Raw genomic sequence first — 17,974 nt, forward strand, 5'->3', positions numbered from 1 at the left:
CCTGCAAGCCCATCGTGATAACTCTAGTGGTCAGGGCGTGATTATTCTCATGACACCGCCTTCGCCAGTCATTTGTCGATCTCGCACTTGAGGTAGTCAAAAGGGAGTAGCTGGACCAGTCGCCCGCCGTCACCTGCACTGACAACTAAGCTGACAAGGGCATCGAAGCTGATCTAAATCCTCAAAGACCACCCGAAAAGGCCCACGCCCTGTTGCAGTCACCGCTCGATAATTCGCTCCTAATTTCCGTGCACTGGATCGGGAACACGATCTCGCCAGAAGCCGATCCCGATCGGCGTCCAGTCTCCGGGCTGCACCTCTTCCTTCCCTGAAGCTTCCGCGGGATGGCGCGAACCCACTGTGCGTCTGGGCGAAAGCCGCGCCTCATGGTTTCTCCAAGTCAAGGTTTCATCGAGTCTCCGCGCCCACTGGGTAACTCTACCACTCCGCTTGCTCTCAACTAGGGAAGCCACCCATACCGTCTTTGGATTTTTTGTTGGTTTTTACGAGGTGCGGCTCGTCCCAAACTCTAACGCAAATCTCGCCATCAGATTCAACGTGATTCCGCCCTTAGCATTCTCCAGCGCGAGCGCCTTGGTGAAGCCGATGTCGCCGGCCTTGGGCGGCGAATAATTCACTTGGCCGAACAGGCCCTTCCGCCGTTGAGAAGATGCTAATGACACGGCCGCACTTGCGGGCGCGCACGCCTGATCACACAGCACGTCATGGTTGACAGCGAGCATTCGTGTTGATCCCGCATGTCGCTGAATGATCTTTGATGAAGCTGCTCAATGAGCGCAAATCGCGCGTACGTCCGGGAATGAGATCGGTGTAATTACTCAAACTGGCATTTTCTGATGGAGTCCGAAGCCGCTTCACCAAAATGTTCTGAGGGGCAACACGATCCTGGCAATACCTAAGATTCCACTACTCGCTATTTCGCGACCCGCTCTTCCCCCTTCTTGCTCACGTGCCAAATGTGAATGTGATAATGGGGCTTATCGAGTCCAGGATGACCGGAATTGAAGTAGACGGTTACGTGGTCGCCGGTTCCGGCGAGGCCTTCAAGATCGAACTGTTTCCGGTTCTGAAGGTCCTCGATGGGGAGCATGTAGATCGTGCTGCTCAGTCTGCCCCGGCGGTCGAAAGCACGGTATGGTCCGTTCGGGAGTTTTTCGGGCTGAACGTAAAGCTCGCCAATACCGGGGAAGAAGGACGGAAAATCCACGAGCGAGCTCACCTTCTTATATCCTGTGCGTTCGCTCTTCCTTCTGTCGCTTATGTGCACCGCCACTCGTTTCGGCCTGCGCGAGTGCGTGTAACGGGTGTGCATGTAGATCGTGCTGCTCAGCCTGCCCCTAACGTCGAACCCACGGAACGGTCCGTCCGGGATTTCTTTGGGCTGAACGGTACCAGGGCAGAAGCGCGAACAGCCCCCGAGCGGGCTCACCTTCTTATAACCTGTGCGCTCGCTCTGCGCGCTCGCCCCAAGAGGCATGGCGAGGATGGCCAGAAAGCCGATGGCACATGCACGCATCATCATTGTCATGACCTTCCATTGCTGCTCGAGGGCCGCCCTGTAACGGATGTGAGATAGATCAGCGGCCTTTCCTCTCCCGCCACCAGCGCAAGAAACCCTGAAACAAGCGTTCGCGCTCGGTAGCGGAAGGAACGTTGCCCGACTGATCCAGGTACCGCTCAAACTCCGCCCGCGCGTCGGTATCGGGTGCCGCTAATCGGCGCTGCTTCAGCCAGCGTTCCGCGGGAGCGAAGCGGCGCCACCCAGGCCACACCGCCGCAACATTGACCTCTTTCCATTTCGGGTGCCGCGTTGGACTCTCGAACTCCGAAATACGCGAAAAGAACGCGTTAACGAACGTCTCCAGGCGTCGGTAGCGCTCGCTCGTCCGAGGCGAGTTGGAAGCAATGAGGACCGAACCGACCGCAAGGGTGGCGATGCGCTCATCAGTAGCGATCAGACTCGGGTAATCTTGGTGGGTGAACGTCGTCGGCAGATAGTCCTCTTCCAAGGATGATGTGTACGGCACCGGAACGAGATGGAAGCCGTCCTCGCGCGCGTATCGTTCGAGCCAACGGGCGGGTTTGCCTGTGATGAACACGGTGGCCGCGATGTCGCCTTTTCGCATGCCTTCCGCCGCTGCATTCTGATCAACATTAATTTCTGTCGCTTTCAGGCCCAGTCGACCGAGGATGTCCCGCGCCAGGATTTGGGTACCGCTATCCTCCTCACCAAAGTTCACATGCTTTCCAGCGAGGTCGGCAAGGTTGCGGATCTCTGGGCGAGCAAGAATGTGGAGTTCTTCGTGGAAGAGCGGGGCGATGTAGACCAAGCTCTTCGAGATATCGCCCAACTCCTTGCTGGCGCGCAGGTGATCGAGCAAAATTTTGGGCGTAATGCCCATGTCAGCGCCCGGTAGTGTTAGCACGTCACGAACATTCTGAATGCCGCCCTTGCCGACCATCGGCAGAATCCGCAATCCCACCTCACCTCTCGGACCAGTCTCCTGTCCGGTCGCGAGAACCGTCGAGATCTCATGAGCGATTGCGAAATCAGTCCCGTTTGGGCGGCCCGTCACGATCCCAACCGTATTTGTGTTAGGGGAGCGCTCGACTTGGGCCAGTCGAGGCATGGTCTGCATTGGATAGGGCTGTGTCCGTGGTGCAGCTTCAGGCGCATTGGTTCGCGCGAACGATGGTACAGCCTGATGAAACATGCAGGCCAATAGCAAGAAAACTACTGTCGCCAATCGCATGGGCACAAGCTCGCCATGCGGTCTAAAAGCTATCCTCCGATCCTGGACGATGGCAATGAAGGTGCCCCTCAATCCTATATTCATGATCGGCTCCGCCTAGCCCAAGTCGCGCCGCATGTGGCAATCTTCTGTAGGCTGGCCCAGCTACTGCCCTCGATTAATCCGGCCCACAGGTCGCATCTCGCCGATGTTCGTGGCGCCTATTTCGACGCAGCGATCCGCGCTCGGCGCCTGCGTGATTCCGCCCTGAACGCCGGTTGACTCTAACTCGGCTCAGCCTATCGAGTACTACCTCTTTCGAGGTATTTGCCCACTCTTTCGAGGTATTGACCCACTCTTTCGTGGTATGATCGGTGACGTGCAGGGCGGGCTTTGTCCGCGAGGTTTTTCCTTCAGCCCGCTCAAGTCACTATTTTCAAGCACTTTGCCAGGAGCTCCGCTGATCGAGCTGCGCCGGTCTCGATATCGTTTCCCGCTGCGGCAGAGTCCCGTCGGGCTGTCCATAATGGATGCACATATCACTTGTGGGCCGAGCGTTTCGACAAACCCGTCACCGATCTATTCGATATGCAGGACGAATCGTCTCGCGGCTCGCTAACATGCTGAATACCCGACTCATTGAAGCTGAGGCGCGGCGGGCGGAGCGTTGCTGCATCCCAATTCGATAGACCTGTATTTCCAGGGCAGCGTTTGGTTCAACAGGTCTAAGTGGTCCGATAGTCCGGAGCATGCGGCGCTATAGCCTTCCCATCCGAACATGACTTAGATCCAACCCTTATACAGGCAGAATCCAACCCAGCCAACGACTGCCGCGATGGCTGCAATGTTCAAGTTTCGCTGTGACATTTCCTATCGCGCCGCACTTTTCTAGGCACCCAGGATGCGAATCGCCCCAGATGACCTGGCGGCTCCTCGTGCTCATGTCGACCTTTGCATGCGCCGTGCAATCCGCAACCGAGAGGCGCCGCAGGCTATTCCGGTCACCAATTCTTCGTAGAGCGGCCCAGCGTCTGATGAACGCTCGCTATCGTTTTCGACCTTGCATGAGCCCGATCACGCCCGACACCACGAGAGCAAAAGCAACGACAATGGCGAACGCTTCAAGCGACCATGTGCTCAAAACCTCTAACATGGGTTGAGTCTCCATCAGGCAGCCGCCTCCTTCATATTAGCTCATCGAGAAGACGGTCCTCTGCGACAAATCGCATCGCGCTGGCGAGCGATTTGAGCCGGGCAAACGGCCCCGGCAATACGCAACACACCGGGGCCAGGCACTGGAGCTTACCCCGGCCGGGGGGCTTGAGGAGGGATGATGCTCGGTATCGACGGCGACCTGCACGTTGTAGCCGACGACGCCGGAGCCGCGGCCGCTCGTTGCCATCGAACGACTGTCGGGATCAGTCAGAGAGATTTGCTGATCGGGCGAAGCAAGCATCTGCTTCTCGTAGACAGTAAGCTTGCCCAGTTCCTCCTTCAGCTTTGTCAGCTTCTCAGTGAGCCTCGTCACCTTCGCGGCCAGCGCCTCGGTCGGCTCCTGTCGGTCGGCCGTGTCAAGTTGGCTCAGATAGCGCGCGACGCTCTCCTCCAGCTGAGCCCGTCGCCGCTCCACCTTCGCCCGTGTGAAGTTCCTGTCCCGGTTGTGCACGGCTTTGAACTTGCTGCCATCGATGGCGACGCTCGCCGTCGTGAGGAGACCCATCTCACGGCAGAGTTCGACGAAGCGCGCGCATACCTTGCGTAACGCCAGGCCATCGTCCTTACGGAAGTCGGCGATCGTCTTGTGATCAGGAGCGAGCCGACCCAGCAGCCACATGACCTCGACATTGCGTCCGGCCTCTCGTTCCAGCCGCCGGCTCGACTGCACTCGGTTCAGATAGCCGTAGATGTACTGCTTCAGCAGAACCGAGGGATGGTATGATGGCCGACCCGTCGCCGCCGGCTCCACTCCTTCGAAGCTCATCTCGGCCAAATCGAGCGTGTCGACGAACATGTCGATCACGCGAACAGGATTGCTCCCGTCAATGAAATCGTCGAGTCATTCGGGCAATAACGCCGACTGCCGACGATCCGCCGCAGTGGAGCATTATGTCGGACTGGACGTTTCTCTGAAGCTAACAGCGATCTGCATTGTTGATCGGACGGGAAAGATCGAGCGTGAAGGCGTGGTTCGTTCCGACCCCGAAGCGATCGCAGCATTCATCACGTCAAATGCGCCGTATGTCGTGCGGATCGGACTCGAAACAGGAGCAACGTCGACATGGCTGTGGACTGAGTTGAATAAGCTCGGGCTGCCAGTGATCTGTATCGACGCCAGGCACGCTAAGGCTGCTTTGAAAAATGCAAATCAACAAGAGCGACCGCAACGATGCCGTAGGCAAAGCCCGCATCATGCAATGCGGATGGTATAAGGAGGTGCGCGTCAAAGATCTCGACTGTCACGCGGTGAAGGCTCTGCTGGTCAGCCGAGCTCTACTCGTCAAAATCAAGCGGGATCTCGAAAACCAAATCCGCGGGCTCCTAAAGAACCTTGGGCTGGTTATTGGCCCAGCAAAGATGAACGTATTCGCATCGCGTGCTGCGGAGCTGATCGAAAATCGACCGGAACTCGGCGCTGCGGTAACGCCGCTACTCACCGCCCGAGTAGCCATCGAGCAGCAGATTGCTGATCTCGACCATAAGGTCATGAAGCTCGCACGCAGCAATGCTCAAGTGCGACAGTTCATGACGGCACCTGGGATCGGCCCTGTCACGGCTCTTTGCTTTCTTGCAGCGATCGGCGACCCTACGCGCTTCAAAAGGTCAAGGAGCGTCGGAGCCTATGTCGGACTAACGAGCCGACGCTACGCATCCGGCGAGATCGACTGGACGGGTCGAATCTCGAAGTGCGGCGACAAAATGTTGCGCGGCTATCTCTATGACGCAGCCAATGTGCTGCTCACTCGCGTAGCAAAATGGTCAGCGCTCAAAGCCTGGGGCATTCGGCTTGCAAAATGAAGCGGGCTACGCAAAGCCAGGGTTGCGGTTGCGCGAAAGCTTGCTGTCATTCTGCATCGGATGTGGATCGAAGGTGCCGAATTTAGATGGTCATCAAAGGAGACCGCCATGCAAACAGCATAGCAAACTATCGCATTCCCGCGGACCATCGGCGGGATCCAAGGTCCTGCCCGGACGCTGGCGTTGGTGCGATCGCCCCTGGCTTTGCGATGCTCAAAAAGCAAGCGCGCTTCACACATTGATCCGCCAGCGTCATGCTACTCCATCATGCGGAGGGCATGCCCCTACCGAGGAGAGAACCATGAACTCGGCAAGGATGCGTTTGGAGAGTCTTGACCGCAGGCCCGGAATTAGAGAACAGCCTGGGGTCATGCGCAGATATCGTAGATCGACTAGCGGGCCCAGGAGCAGACTTCGACAAACCACCAACGGAAGCGAGCTCAATCCGTCGCCTGATCAGTTGCTCAGTTTGTCAAGAACCCACGTTCGGCTGAAGAACGGCTCGGCTCGGCCCGTACAGACGGAAATAGGCGAACCAGGATGTGCCCGGGATCATGGGCACCAAATCGCGCGTGGTTGGCCGCAGCGTCGCGGCCGCGCTACATGTCAACGCTAACTGATCCGCAGGGCTTCAAGGTTTGGAGTGAGCGCCCGTGCACGCACCCCTCATGTTTCTGGGCGTGGGCAAGCACGCCCATGATAATCAAAGCCACCAGGACCAATCCGGCTACCAGGTTCTGCACCATGGCTGCCACTCCATATGAACTCATGAACGAGGCGACCGGCGCGAATCGGGGGGATCAACGCCAGGGCAGCGCTCCCTCTCGGGCCGGTCATTGGGCTGGAACGAAATGATCAGCAGAGGTCGCGCAGCCAAAGAGAGCACAACCGTCGACCTGATGGCAGTGCAACCTTGTGCCGCGCTGCGCAAATTCGATGCGCGATCAGAAGCCGCGTCTTCGAGAATTCGCCTATTTGGTCGCCATTGCCGCAATGCTGGCGCTTTCGGGGCGAGCGGCGTCGCGTCGAATATAACCGGACGAAATCATGGAGTGCCCAAATAGAGCAGAACGACTTCGGGAAAGACCGCAAGAAGATAATCATAGTCGAAGGACGAGGTACCGTAGTGGTTAGGGCGCTCGAAGCAAGCGAGTTAGTCACGCGGATGTTCTTTGACCTGATTGAAGTACCGAACCACAGGCTCGCCTCAGTTGCCGAAGAAGCCGCCGCCAAGACGAGGCTGCTCATAATCGCCACCAAAGGCCACAATGCCCGGTTGCGGCCGTGGCTGTTGCTGTTCTTGCTGGTGCTGCTGCTTTGCAATCCGCGCAGCTTCCCTCCTCGCCTTACGGTCTGCCATTCTTTCCCGACGCTCGCGTTCTTCCGCTTCCGCCTTGCGGCGTTCCGCGCGCTCCGCTTGCTTATCCCTCTCCGGCGCCTGCTGTACCTCTTTAGCCTGAATGACCTGAGGTGCGGCTGCCGGCACTGGTGCAATCGCGCCTGGCTGGTGCGGTGCGCTCGCAACGGACGGCTCGGGCGGCGTTGCTGCCTCGGCTGATGCCGGAAGAATGACGCGCGCTGGCGGCGACGGGCTAGCTATGAAGCGATTGGATGTCGGCGCCGTGGGTTCCATAGCAGTTTTGGCGAGCATCAGACCGCCGGCTAAGCCCGCTCCGATAAGCAGGATTGTTGTTCCCACCCCGGCAAAGAATATACGGACGTGCTGCATGGCAAGTCTCCAAAGACTAAGTCACGAACGCCTGACGATGTGTTTAGTTGCGGCTCGGGAAGAATAGCCAAGCGGCTGACTCGCACAACCGCTCGCAGTTTATCCCGCTAATGCTTCGTTGTACTAGAGTTGGCCAACTGCTCCTGCACAGACGCTATCTGTCTATGAGTGATGGTCCGTGCGTCTTGCGTTTCCTGAGCGCATTCAAGCGCCATGCGAAGATACCGCGTCTTCTCCTCATCGCTGCTCGCACCTTCAGCAAGCATTAGCATCGCCCTTACATGCTTGGTCAATGTATGGCAGTGCATCGGTCGTCCTTAGCAGGTCGGCTTAAACAAAAGAAAAAGCCGCCCGGAGGCGGCTAGTTCTTGGTCATCCCTCTTGCTTATTTCGTCACTGCGTCTGCAGCGTCGCGGGCCAAATCCTTCACGTCGCCAGCGGCGTTGTGAGCGGAACCCTTGGCCTTGTCAACCTTGCCTCCGGTTTCCATTTCCTTGTCGCCAGTGAGCTTACCGGCACCTTGCTTGATAGCGCCCTTCGCCTTATCGGCGGCGCCCTTCACGTGCTCCCGATCCATTGCTCTCTCCTTTGATGTAGGGGGATAGTAATTAACAGCTAATCTCTCCGATCGTTCCGCACTTAGAAGAAGCCCCCGCGTGAGCGAGGCCTTTGCGCTTAGGAGGAGTGGTCCAATGCGCGGAGGTTAGTGCAAATGCATCCACCAGTAGCCGGCACCAGCCACAACGATCGCAGCGGGGACTGCCCATAATAGGATGACTGGCATGGTTTGATGCGGCTACGTCTACGATGCGGTTCCTCAATTGAGGGAAGCGACGGAATTAGTGGTGTGCAGATGCGCTAGTGATACAATCGAGCAGGAAGTGGAGCGAGGAACGTCATGCCGATTGATCCTATCGAACTCTCGCGCGAACTGATTGCCTTCAATACTATCAACCCGCCCGGCAACGAGCTGAGTTGCGTTCGACACTTGGAAAACATTCTCGCCGGCGCAGGACTGGAGACGTCGCTGCAACGATTCGCTTCGGATCGGGCCAATTTAATCGCAAGGATAGAAGGTATCGGCAGCAAGCCTCCTCTGTGCTTCACCGGCCATGTCGATACGGTTCCACTTGGAAACGCGCCCTGGAGTGTCGATGCCTTTGCGGGCGACATCATCGATGGCAAGATGTACGGCCGCGGCTCGACGGACATGAAATGCGGAGTAGCAGCTTTCGTCGCGGCTATCGGCAACATGACGGCGCAGCTGAAAGGCATCAGTGGCGTGGTTCTCGTCATTACTGCAGGGGAGGAAATTGGCTGCGAGGGCGCATTTCATCTCGCGCGCGCCGACATTCTAGGACGTGCAGGCGCGATCGTCGTGGCGGAGCCCACCTCAAATGCAGCGCTGGTCGGACACAAGGGCGCTCTCTGGCTGCGCTTGACGCTTAAGGGCGTTACTGCTCATGGATCGATGCCTCATCTCGGCATCAATGCCGCCTTCAAAGCCGCGCGCGTCCTCATGGCTTTGGAAAATTTCCAGTTCAACATAGCACCGCATCCCTATCTGGGATCTCCGACCCTCAACGTCGGTACAGTTCGCGCCGGCCTTAACGTAAATTCTGTGCCCGATCTTGCGGAAATCGGCGTCGACATCCGGAGCATTCCAGGGCTGGATCATTCGCGCATTCAGGAGCATCTGAAAGCGGAGTTGGGGGATGACATTTCGCTGGAGCCGATTGTCGATGTCGGTGCTGTTTGGACCGATCCCTCTTCCTCGTGGATCAAAGACGTGTATGGAATCGTACGCGACGTCACTGGGGAAGACGCCGGCTCCGAACCCCGAACGGCTCCCTACTTCACGGACGCGTCCGCCTTAACGCCTGCCTTCGGCAACCCTCCGACCATCATCCTGGGCCCAGGCGAAGCCGCGAAGGCTCATCAGACAGATGAGTATTGTTCTGTTCAACGCATCCGCGAAGCGACAGATATCTACTCAAGGGTTGCTGCAACATGGTCCGGAACGTCCGAATAGCGTGATTTTACCAGCCGAACCAGAGAAGCGTCAGCTAAGACCAGGAGCGGAAGGTGGTGCCGACCAGTAGCCCCTGTTAAACTGGGGCGGCACTGTTCGCGCGTCGCTTGCCGGGAGCACGATTAGGTTTTCGGTGGAACTTGTCCCCACCTCGCCGCTTATTTATCGGCCGCCAATCGCGTGTGGGTGAGGATTGCTCCGTGATCGACGACCTCTGGTACAAGAACGGCGTTTTCTACTGCCTCTCGGTCGCCACCTACATGGACTCGAATGGCGACGGCGTTGGTGATTTCAAGGGCTTGCTGCGGCGGCTGGACTATCTGCATGGACTTGGTGTCACTGCGATCTGGTTGATGCCGTTCCAGCCCTCGCCAATGCGCGATGACGGCTACGACATTTCCGACTATTACGGCGTCGATCCACGATATGGCACGCTGGGCGATTTCGTGGAATTCACGCATGGCTGTCAGCAGCGCGGCATCCGAGTGATCATCGACCTCGTCGTAAATCACACCTCCGATCAGCATCCCTGGTTCAAGCAGGCACGTAGCTCGAAAGGTTCGCCTTATCGCGACTGGTATGTCTGGTCCGACAAGAAACCGGCCCATCCCAATACCGGCATGGTTTTTCCCGGTGTGCAGAAGTCAACCTGGACGCGGGACAAGGCATCGGGCGGTTGGTATTTCCATCGCTTCTACGATTTCCAGCCCGATCTCAATACTTCGAATCCGCATGTGCAAGCGGAGATCCTCAAGATCATGGGGTTCTGGATCCAGCTTGGTGTTTCGGGCTTCCGCATGGATGCAGTTCCGTTCGTGATCGCAACTAAGGGACCCAAGGTCAAAAAGCCGGTCGAGCAATACGATATGCTGCGCTCGCTACGGGAATTCCTGCAATGGCGGCAGGGTAACGCCATCATCCTGGCTGAAGCCAATGTGCTGCCGGAAACCGATATGGAATATTTCGGCCGTGATGGAGACCGCATGCACATGATGTTCAATTTTCAAGTCAACCAGCATCTGTTCTATGCGCTGGCTTCGGCCGACTCCCGTCCGCTGGCGAAATCGCTGGCTGCCACAAAGCCGCGGCCGGCGACTGCGCAATGGGGCCTGTTTCTGCGCAATCACGATGAGCTCGACCTCGGCCGCCTAGCCAAACAGCAGCGTGATCTCGTCTTCAAGGCGTTCGGCCCCGACAAGGACATGCAGCTTTACGACCGTGGCATCCGCCGGCGTCTCGCGCCGATGCTTGGTGGCGACCGCAGGCGGCTTGAGCTCGCCTACAGTCTGATGTGCACGCTCCCCGGGACACCCGTGATCCGGTACGGCGACGAGATCGCGATGGGAGATAATCTCGACCTACCCGAGCGCAATTGCGCGCGAACGCCGATGCAATGGTCGACCGAGCCGCATGCCGGGTTTACGGAAGGCGAAGGGCCGTGTTTGCCTGTCATCGATAAAGGTCCCTATGGCTATGAGCATGTCAACGTAGCAAAGCAGCGGCGTGACCCAAATTCGATGCTGAACTGGACAGAGCGCATAATCCGCATGCGCAAGGAGGTACCGGAAGTCGGCTGGGGCGATTTCAAGGTAATCGTGACGCGCGATCCATGCGTATTCGCGATCCGCTACGATTGGCGCAACAATTCGGTTCTGTTCGTGCACAACCTCGACGACGCACCGCGCGAGGTCACTTTCGAGGTTGGCCTTCACGACACCGCTGGCGAGCTTCTGGTCAATTTATTGACCGAGGATCACAGCCGCGCTAGCGGACGGGGCAAGCACACGCTACTGCTTGAAGCCTATGGTTACCGTTGGTACCGCTGCGGCGGTCTCGATTATCTTTTGAAGCGGAGCGACATCGATGCCGATGCGCCGAGGTGCGCAAGTCGTCGGGCCTGAGATCGGTGAATGCTCTCCCAGCGCTTGCAGCTGTTTATCTAGACAGAAACTGCTCCAGTTCTGACAAGCAATCCAATCGTTACCCCAAACCCCGACGCACGCGAAAGTCTGCTTTGGGTCCAAATGCAGACGAAGCCAACGCTCGCAAAAATAACGAATCTTCAGATGCGGACGGCCGCAAGGTTCGTTACAAGCGCCGCTACTAACTTCGCCGATTCTGATATCCAGCCGAATAGAATTTGGATGGCCAGGAGTGAAGTCTCGTGATTGCTGCGAGGCAGGCCCTCTCCAATCGGTTCGGCGGTGCAATCCTCGAGGACGAGGCAACGATAGTCGCGAAACATGGCATCGCGGACGGTGGATTCTACGCACACGCGGGGCGAGCCGCGGTCGCATCGAGCGATTGATGCGCCGCCACGGTATCAGGGCCATCATGGCGAGGCCACGACGGGTGCGCACCACCGACAGCCGTCACGACTTCCCGATCGCCCCGAACCTGCTCGAGCGCAACTTCATCGCCACCGCGCCCAACCAGATCTGGCTCGCCGACATCACCTACGTCGAGACCGATCAGGACTGGCTTTATCTGGCCACGGTCATGGATCTCTACAGCCGCAAAATCGTCGGCTGGGCGATGGCCGATCATTTGCGCGCCGAACTTCCATTGGCGGCCTTGCCATGGCCATTGCAACACAGCGGCCTGGCGCCGGCCTGATCCACCATTCAGATCGGGGCGTTCAATATGCTTCGGCGGAGTATCGCAAGATGATACAGTCCGCCGGTTTCCGGGCTTCGATGAGCCGCAAGGCCGATTGCTATGACAACGCCCCGATGGAGAGTTTCTTCCATACCCTCAAGACCGAACTCGTCCATCACCAGCAATATGCAACCCGTGAGGAAGCCAGACGTGATATCTTTGCTTACATCGAAGGCTTCTACAATCGAAAGCGGCGCCACTCCGCCATCGGTTATAGCAGTCCGATCGAGATGGAGATAAAAGCAGCTTAACCCTGTCCATTTTTTCGGGGGAAGATCAACCGGCCCGAGTGTCAACGAGCGGCATCCTTTCCCTTCGGGCGGGCGGCTTCCTTCGCTCGCTCAGCTTGCCATGCTTCGTAGGCCGCTGTTCCGGGTCTCGGGGGCGCGTCGGCTGGCAGGCCACCCATCCATGTTGGCATGTCCGCAACAGGGTTGCTGCCAGTGCTCGCGCAGCCTGCAAGCGAGCCTGAAGCAAAAAAGAGGATGGTTAGGCCGAGCTTCATGACCAGACCCCAACTCGGGTGTCCTAGTTTGCCTTATCGGAGCGCCGCCAAACTAGGTTGCAGATAACGGCGGCCCGACGATGTTGGCCCGGATCGGCATCATGCGGGCGTTGAACCGTCACGTCGAACGGGGCCTTTAATCCTGAGCGCAAAAGTCATCATTGGGGCAAGCGCAAGCTGAAGAGAGACCAATGCCCGTTTTTGTCTACGTCCACACAAGCAAGCAGGTCGGCGATGCCGAGCACATCAAGGTGTTCGCCAGTGTGGATGCCGCGGAAAAATGCTTCGAAGAAAACGCCCCTGAGGGCATCGCCTTTGAATATGAAGTGCTCGAATGAAAAAGGCCGGCGCCTCGTGCGCCCCTATTTCTCCAGCAGCAGAACCATCGAGCGAGCCATTCGCTTTACCGATCCGGCATGCCTTCCAAATTCGGCTGCAAATTTTGATGCGCGCGTTCCTCGTCTAGCCAATCTGGCTAGCTGCTGCATCTCCGAGCCGGTCCACTCTTTGGGTTTATGCGTCCTCATTGCGCGCGAGACCCCGATTCGGCGCACCACATTAACAAATGTTAGCTAGCTCTCCTAGATTGGGGCCGATTATCTTCGCACGCGTAGGTAGGCCGGCTCACGAGAAGAGGTCACCAACTGAGGCAGCTTTATTGCCCGTGCCACTCAGACTCGAAGATGACCTTCAACACTAGCACGGGCCCGTTGTCGTCCCGCTCGATTGCCATGCGGTGATCCGCGCTCTAACGGCGCGCTCGGACCGCGTCGCGCAAGAGGTCAGCCAGTGAGTGGGCGGTCTCACCCACGCGGTCTCAATGGTGGAAAGCTCCAGACCTTCTTCATCAAGGGCGAGTTCGTCCCCCTCGCGGATATCGAAGTAGTAGCGGGGCATTGCTGCCGGGAAAAGCGGAACTTCGTGGGGTTTTTCTCAATTGCCTCCACCCGAGCAAAAGCCAAAAAAGTTCCCCGAGGAGCAAAATAAACAGGTGGCGCCGGGGACGGACGTAGATGCAACATTTTTCCGTCAGAGACGAGAACGCCGGTTGCGCTCCCGGCCAGTCTCCCCAATCGAATGGAGCAGCGCCAAATGCAGCGGCGCCGGTCCGAAAATGTACTTTCCCTCCCGGCCGGCTTTATAGAAGAGGCCGAACGCTTACGCCTGGAAGCGGAGAGGCTACCTACCGGCCCAAAACCCATAACCTCGAACGAAAAGTGCGCCAGGCCAAGACCGCAGCGCACATCGACGAATTGTTGAATTCACCCGGCTTGCGGCCCCCTAAATGACTAGGCGAGGTGCGCAGCGTAGCGGAACATTTGAAAAGCGCAGGCGAATTCGAAGCGCTGGCAGCAACGATGAGCGTTGACGCGCTGAAAAAACGATATGGCGATATCGCGGCCTGCTATCGGCTACTCGCTATCAGCGCGAATGGCTGATCGGTACGGGCGCGATCAAAGGCGAGCCGCCAATCACGGAGAAGCCGTCCAGCGTCTCGTAGAGTTCATCGCGCCAAGGCGCTCCGAGCTATTCGCGGTAAGCGAAGGGCCTCAGGCGGCGGCGCTGAGACCCTTCTTAGGGTGAGGAGGTCGCAGGCCCCGGATGCGACATCGCTTAAACCCATCACTTTAAGTCGCGTTCCTAACGGCCGGGCCGACGCTCGACATTACTTTACTTTTTCGGCCTTTTCATTTCTTGGTCTGGCGTGCTTACGTCGGCAGGGCTTGTTGTGCCAGCTCTTCCAGTTGTTGGAGCCGGGGGGCCTCCTCCACCGGCACCTGCGCCTGTACCTCCGGCACTTCCGTCACCGGTACCGCCGCTACCTGCTGCGCCTCCGGCACCTGCGCCGGCGCCCGCGCCTGCGCCGCCCGCGCCACCGGCTCCGCCAGCTCCTCCGGCACCTTGGGCGACAGCCAGTGTTGAGCCGAGCGCAAAGAACAATGCTAACGCGATCGCTGATACTTTCATGGTCATCTCCTATACCCGTGGAAGCACGGCAATTTTTAAGGCGCTGCTCCGTTCCTATTTTTGCTGCGGCCTGTGTCGACGGCTCTATCGCGCCATAGGAACAATTCCCCGCGTGGAGCCTAAGCCAGAGCAGCAATCGCGCGGCGCAACGCGGGGAGGAAGACATGACATCGAATGCAAAGAAGCCTCTGGGGCCCGAAGACTTTCCTGTGGATGTTGAAGGTCACAAGATAAAGAAGCAGGACGGCACTCCGATCGCAGATGCGGAGTGTCCCGCCGTCGCTGCCGACATCGCAGACCGCCTTAATGAAGACGAGGCCAGGCGCGAGGAAGACAGGTGGTCAGCCTGACGTATGAAGGCGGGCAGCATCGAGTTTAGCGGGCATTGCGTGTCTCGTTGCTAAGCAGTTGAGCCAGGAGCGGCATTGGAGCAGTCACCGATTGCGCTCCGGCACAATTGATCATCTCTGACCGCAAGGGTGCATAGCTATTTGGCGGCTGCTGAACCGCGGCTCGAGCCTCTTCGCCTTTGCCATCCGGCAATACCTCCGTTCGCGAGATGCAACGGCGCTAGTGCCGCCTTGACGGGGCTGCCAGGACTTGGCTGATGTCAGGCTCCTCAAAGCCGTCGCTACGTTCGGAAAATTGATCCAGATAAAGCAGAAGCGGCCGCCAACGCGAGGCTGATGATCTGGATTGCTTAATATCCTGGCGCTGGCCCGGTCCGGCCTTCCCGCTCCTCAGTAGGTGTCTCGATGGTGCGGCGTTTTGCAGATCAGACGACATCCACACTTATAAGTTTAATCCAGGCTGTCGGCACTCGGTCCTGCCGCTGGCGGTTGTATTACCCGAGGTCTGCGGGCTTTGATCCTTTGGAAGTCTCAGGCGGTGCTTTTGGCTCACCTGTGCGGGCCTTCTTGCGCATTTCACCGATGGGTTTGAAGCTTCGGCTTTCGCTCGGTTTTCAGCGAAAGTCCGGTGTGCCGGCTTCCTCACATAATGTCTTGACCATCCCTAGACACCCAGTGATCCGGGTCCTGTTTCATGTCGCCATTGGCCGCGTTTTTCGAACTACTTATGACGACATTCCTCGCTAATGCGCGCAGCCGCGCACTTGTGGCCGCGGCATGGTTAGCAACCAGTCCGTTCGAACTAGTGGTGGCATGAGGATAAGGACTTACTTGTATCGGCAACTCGAAATATTCGATTGCCTCTTGGTCGCTCATGGGTCGCCGAAGACCAAGATAAATGGTCCGGAAAGTCTAACCGCGTGATCCCCAAATAGTTCCTTTCTGAGGCACCGGCCAGCACTCAGGAACCAATCCGGCGCATCCAGCATTCGTACGTAAGTGTCTGTGATGTCGCGTCCCCATCATGCCATGAGCGCACCTGTAAAGCAGGCTTTTCATATAGAGGAGATCTTCCCCTCAATTGACTGTGGCCGCTTTGCGGTCAAACGGATCGTGGGCGAGACCGTCGAGGTCTGGGCAGATATCTATCGCGACGGCCACGATGTCGTTGCCGCCGACTTGATCTGGCGCCGCGAGCCCGAATCCGATTGGCAGCGGACCGCCATGATTTACCATGGCAATGACCGCTGGGTGGGATCCTTCGTGCCTGAGAAGACCGGGCGCTACAGCTACGCGATTGAGGCGTGGACAGACGAGTTCGCGACGTGGCGACATGGCTTTGAGCAGAAACGCAAAGCCAATGTGGCGACCGAGCTTGACGCTATGGAGGGAGCTTCCCTGCTTACCCGCGCCCTTAGCGGCGGTCAGGAAGCCACAGCAAAGATCGCGCGTGCATGCGAAACCTTCTTACAGTCGGGCAAGTGCGAGATCCTGCTCGCCGATGACCTTAAAAAGGCGATGGCCGAAGGGCAAGAGCGGACGGATCTCACGCGATCGAAGCCACTGACACTCGTCGTGGACAGGCCCAAAGCCCGCTGCAGCTCCTGGTACGAAGTGGTGCCTCGCAGCCAAAGTCCTCAGCCAGGACAACATGGCACGTGGAACGATTGCATCAATCGTCTTCCCGACATCCAGGCCATGGGCTTCGATGTCATCTATTTGACGCCCATCCACCCGATTGGACGCACGAATCGCAAGGGACGCAACAATTCTCTCAAGGCCGGCGATGGTGACCCGGGCAGCTTTTACGCGATTGGCTCACACGAGGGGGGACACGATGCCATCCATCCGCAGCTCGGAAGCCTGAATGAATTTCGGCGGTTTGTTGCAGCATGCGCCGCCGCCGGCATGGAGGTCGCGCTCGACTTCGCAATTCAATGTTCACCGGATCACCCTTGGCTCAAGCAGCATCCAAAATGGTTCAAACGCCGACCAGACGGCTCGATGAAATACGCGGAGAACCCCCCAAAGAAATACGAAGACATCGTGAATGTTGATTTCGAGTCGGACGATGCTGAAGGGTTATGCCGGGCGTTGCGCGATGTCGTTCTGTTCTGGGTCTCGCAGGGCGTCAAAATCTTTCGTGTCGACAACCCACACACCAAGCCGTTTCGCTTTTGGGAATGGCTGATCAAGGAGGTACAAGCGCGCGATCCTGACGTGCTTTTCCTCTCGGAGGCATTCACCAGGCCCAAAGTGATGAAGGGCCTTGCCAAGCTTGGCTTCACACAATCCTATACCTATTTTACGTGGCGAACGGAAAGATGGGAGATCGAGCAATATGTGAACGAGCTCGCGGGCTACCCCGAGCGCGAATTTTTTCGTCCAAATTTCTTTGTTAGCACGCCCGACATCCTTCCGTTCCACCTTCAGAGCGGCGAGCCATGGATGTTCAAGACACGGCTTGCGTTGGCTGCGACGTTGTCAAGCAACTACGGCATCTATAACGGTTTCGAACTTCTCGAGCATGAGCCGATACCGGGCCGCGAGGAGTATTTTAATTCCGAAAAATACGAATTGAAATCCCGCGATTGGGACAAGCCCGGAAACATCAAGCCTTATGTCACCCAGATCAATCGTATCCGGCGCGAAAACCCGGCACTGCAACAGACCTCCGCGATTCGGTTTCTGCCCGTTGAGGACAGCTCGGTCATAGCTTACGTCAAACATTCCGCCGATCAGACAAACGTAGTTGTGACTGTCATCGCATTAACGGGTGGTTTCCGGGAATTCTGGCTCCCGCTCGGGGATGTGCAGGTGCGGCTAGGCCATGGCGACTTGAAGCCCGTGACCGCGCTCGAAAACCTCAAATCCGGTCCGACCTCGCCAGTCGCCTATGGCGGTATGCGACTTTGGATCGATCCCATACACGATCCAGTGCTTATTTTCCGGTGCTTGGGTTAA

Annotated in this window: 13 protein-coding genes and 4 pseudogenes; 8 read left to right on the forward strand and 9 right to left on the reverse strand. The window is 57.8% G+C overall.

Translation table 11 applies throughout. The features are described 5' to 3' along the window. Positions 1–551: 551 nt before the first annotated feature. From HCN58_RS27755 to HCN58_RS27765, 3 genes and pseudogenes are all read right to left on the reverse strand, one after another. A pseudogene (locus tag HCN58_RS27755) lies at positions 552–708 on the reverse strand (beta-ketoacyl-ACP reductase); the annotation flags it as partial. A gap of 226 nt (positions 709–934) precedes the next feature. Then, the gene (locus HCN58_RS27760; protein WP_171582547.1) at positions 935–1,549 is read right to left on the reverse strand and encodes a hypothetical protein; all 615 of its coding nucleotides are present in this window, start codon (positions 1,547–1,549) and stop codon (positions 935–937) included. Between the two features lie 49 nt (positions 1,550–1,598). Then, the gene (locus HCN58_RS27765) at positions 1,599–2,858 is read right to left on the reverse strand and encodes a TAXI family TRAP transporter solute-binding subunit (RefSeq protein WP_311966880.1); all 1,260 of its coding nucleotides are present in this window, start codon (positions 2,856–2,858) and stop codon (positions 1,599–1,601) included. Between the two features lie 435 nt (positions 2,859–3,293). Between HCN58_RS27765 and HCN58_RS36150 the strand changes: the two are divergent. Further along, a pseudogene (locus HCN58_RS36150) lies at positions 3,294–3,474 on the forward strand (adenylate/guanylate cyclase domain-containing protein); the annotation flags it as partial. Positions 3,475–4,083: 609 nt separating this feature from the next. Here HCN58_RS36150 and HCN58_RS27770 read toward each other — a convergent pair. Then, positions 4,084–4,821, reverse strand: a pseudogene (locus HCN58_RS27770) (transposase); the annotation flags it as partial. Positions 4,822–5,111: 290 nt separating this feature from the next. Between HCN58_RS27770 and HCN58_RS36155 the strand changes: the two are divergent. Beyond that, entirely contained in the window at positions 5,112–5,768 is a 657-nt protein-coding gene (locus HCN58_RS36155) for an IS110 family RNA-guided transposase (RefSeq protein WP_235983936.1), read from the forward strand. A gap of 1,207 nt (positions 5,769–6,975) precedes the next feature. On the opposite strand, the gene HCN58_RS27780 is transcribed toward HCN58_RS36155, so the two are convergent. Together HCN58_RS27780 and HCN58_RS27785 are read right to left on the reverse strand one after the other, a co-directional pair. Then, entirely contained in the window at positions 6,976–7,497 is a 522-nt protein-coding gene (locus HCN58_RS27780; RefSeq protein WP_171582549.1) for a hypothetical protein, read from the reverse strand. Between the two features lie 385 nt (positions 7,498–7,882). Further along, complete coding sequence (locus tag HCN58_RS27785; protein WP_171582550.1) at positions 7,883–8,074, reverse strand: CsbD family protein; 192 nt, start codon at positions 8,072–8,074, stop codon at positions 7,883–7,885. Between the two features lie 321 nt (positions 8,075–8,395). Between HCN58_RS27785 and HCN58_RS27790 the strand changes: the two genes are divergently transcribed. Next, positions 8,396–9,529: a M20 family metallopeptidase gene (locus tag HCN58_RS27790; protein ID WP_171582551.1), complete on the forward strand. Its 1,134-nt coding sequence runs from the start codon at positions 8,396–8,398 to the stop codon at positions 9,527–9,529. 200 nt (positions 9,530–9,729) lie between these two features. Further along, positions 9,730–11,430 (forward strand): alpha-amylase family protein, encoded by a 1,701-nt coding sequence (locus HCN58_RS27795; RefSeq protein ID WP_171582552.1) that lies wholly within the window; start codon positions 9,730–9,732, stop codon positions 11,428–11,430. A 161-nt stretch (positions 11,431–11,591) separates the two neighbouring features. Here HCN58_RS27795 and HCN58_RS27800 read toward each other — a convergent pair whose 3' ends face one another. Beyond that, positions 11,592–11,774 carry a hypothetical protein gene (locus HCN58_RS27800; RefSeq protein WP_171582553.1) on the reverse strand — a complete coding sequence of 61 codons (183 nt, stop codon included), beginning with the start codon at positions 11,772–11,774 and terminating at the stop codon, positions 11,592–11,594. A 29-nt stretch (positions 11,775–11,803) separates the two neighbouring features. Here HCN58_RS27800 and HCN58_RS36160 point away from each other — a divergent pair. Both HCN58_RS36160 and HCN58_RS27815 read left to right on the forward strand, forming a co-directional pair. Beyond that, positions 11,804–12,438: pseudogene (locus HCN58_RS36160) on the forward strand (IS3 family transposase); the annotation flags it as partial. A gap of 445 nt (positions 12,439–12,883) precedes the next feature. Then, the gene (locus HCN58_RS27815; RefSeq protein ID WP_171582556.1) at positions 12,884–13,030 is read left to right on the forward strand and encodes a hypothetical protein; all 147 of its coding nucleotides are present in this window, start codon (positions 12,884–12,886) and stop codon (positions 13,028–13,030) included. Positions 13,031–13,388: 358 nt separating this feature from the next. Here HCN58_RS27815 and HCN58_RS37515 read toward each other — a convergent pair whose 3' ends face one another. Next, positions 13,389–13,589, reverse strand: a complete 201-nt coding sequence (locus tag HCN58_RS37515; protein WP_376701224.1) for a DUF6894 family protein — start codon at positions 13,587–13,589, stop codon at positions 13,389–13,391. 812 nt (positions 13,590–14,401) lie between these two features. After that, positions 14,402–14,626, reverse strand: a complete 225-nt coding sequence (locus tag HCN58_RS27820; protein WP_171582557.1) for a hypothetical protein — start codon at positions 14,624–14,626, stop codon at positions 14,402–14,404. Positions 14,627–14,824: 198 nt separating this feature from the next. Here HCN58_RS27820 and HCN58_RS27825 point away from each other — a divergent pair, with 198 nt between their 5' ends. Both HCN58_RS27825 and HCN58_RS27830 read left to right on the forward strand, forming a co-directional pair. Further along, on the forward strand, positions 14,825–15,010 hold the full coding sequence (locus HCN58_RS27825; RefSeq protein WP_171582558.1) for a hypothetical protein: 186 nt from the start codon (positions 14,825–14,827) through the stop codon (positions 15,008–15,010). Positions 15,011–16,039: 1,029 nt separating this feature from the next. Beyond that, the gene (locus tag HCN58_RS27830; protein ID WP_235983937.1) at positions 16,040–17,974 is read left to right on the forward strand and encodes an alpha-1,4-glucan--maltose-1-phosphate maltosyltransferase; all 1,935 of its coding nucleotides are present in this window, start codon (positions 16,040–16,042) and stop codon (positions 17,972–17,974) included.

This window comes from Bradyrhizobium australiense (assembly GCF_013114825.1).
In the GTDB taxonomy this organism is placed as follows: domain Bacteria; phylum Pseudomonadota; class Alphaproteobacteria; order Rhizobiales; family Xanthobacteraceae; genus Bradyrhizobium; species Bradyrhizobium australiense.

Coding starts and splice junctions, on each gene's coding strand:
- HCN58_RS27760 (WP_171582547.1), bottom strand. CDS start 1,549: ATGACAATGATGATGCGTGCATGTGCCATCGGCTTTCTGGCCATCCTC.
- HCN58_RS27765 (WP_311966880.1), bottom strand. CDS start 2,858: ATGAATATAGGATTGAGGGGCACCTTCATTGCCATCGTCCAGGATCGG.
- HCN58_RS36155 (WP_235983936.1), top strand. CDS start 5,112: ATGCAAATCAACAAGAGCGACCGCAACGATGCCGTAGGCAAAGCCCGC.
- HCN58_RS27780 (WP_171582549.1), bottom strand. CDS start 7,497: ATGCAGCACGTCCGTATATTCTTTGCCGGGGTGGGAACAACAATCCTG.
- HCN58_RS27785 (WP_171582550.1), bottom strand. CDS start 8,074: ATGGATCGGGAGCACGTGAAGGGCGCCGCCGATAAGGCGAAGGGCGCT.
- HCN58_RS27790 (WP_171582551.1), top strand. CDS start 8,396: ATGCCGATTGATCCTATCGAACTCTCGCGCGAACTGATTGCCTTCAAT.
- HCN58_RS27800 (WP_171582553.1), bottom strand. CDS start 11,774: ATGTTTCGCGACTATCGTTGCCTCGTCCTCGAGGATTGCACCGCCGAA.
- HCN58_RS27815 (WP_171582556.1), top strand. CDS start 12,884: ATGCCCGTTTTTGTCTACGTCCACACAAGCAAGCAGGTCGGCGATGCC.
- HCN58_RS37515 (WP_376701224.1), bottom strand. CDS start 13,589: ATGCCCCGCTACTACTTCGATATCCGCGAGGGGGACGAACTCGCCCTT.
- HCN58_RS27825 (WP_171582558.1), top strand. CDS start 14,825: ATGACATCGAATGCAAAGAAGCCTCTGGGGCCCGAAGACTTTCCTGTG.
- HCN58_RS27830 (WP_235983937.1), top strand. CDS start 16,040: ATGAGCGCACCTGTAAAGCAGGCTTTTCATATAGAGGAGATCTTCCCC.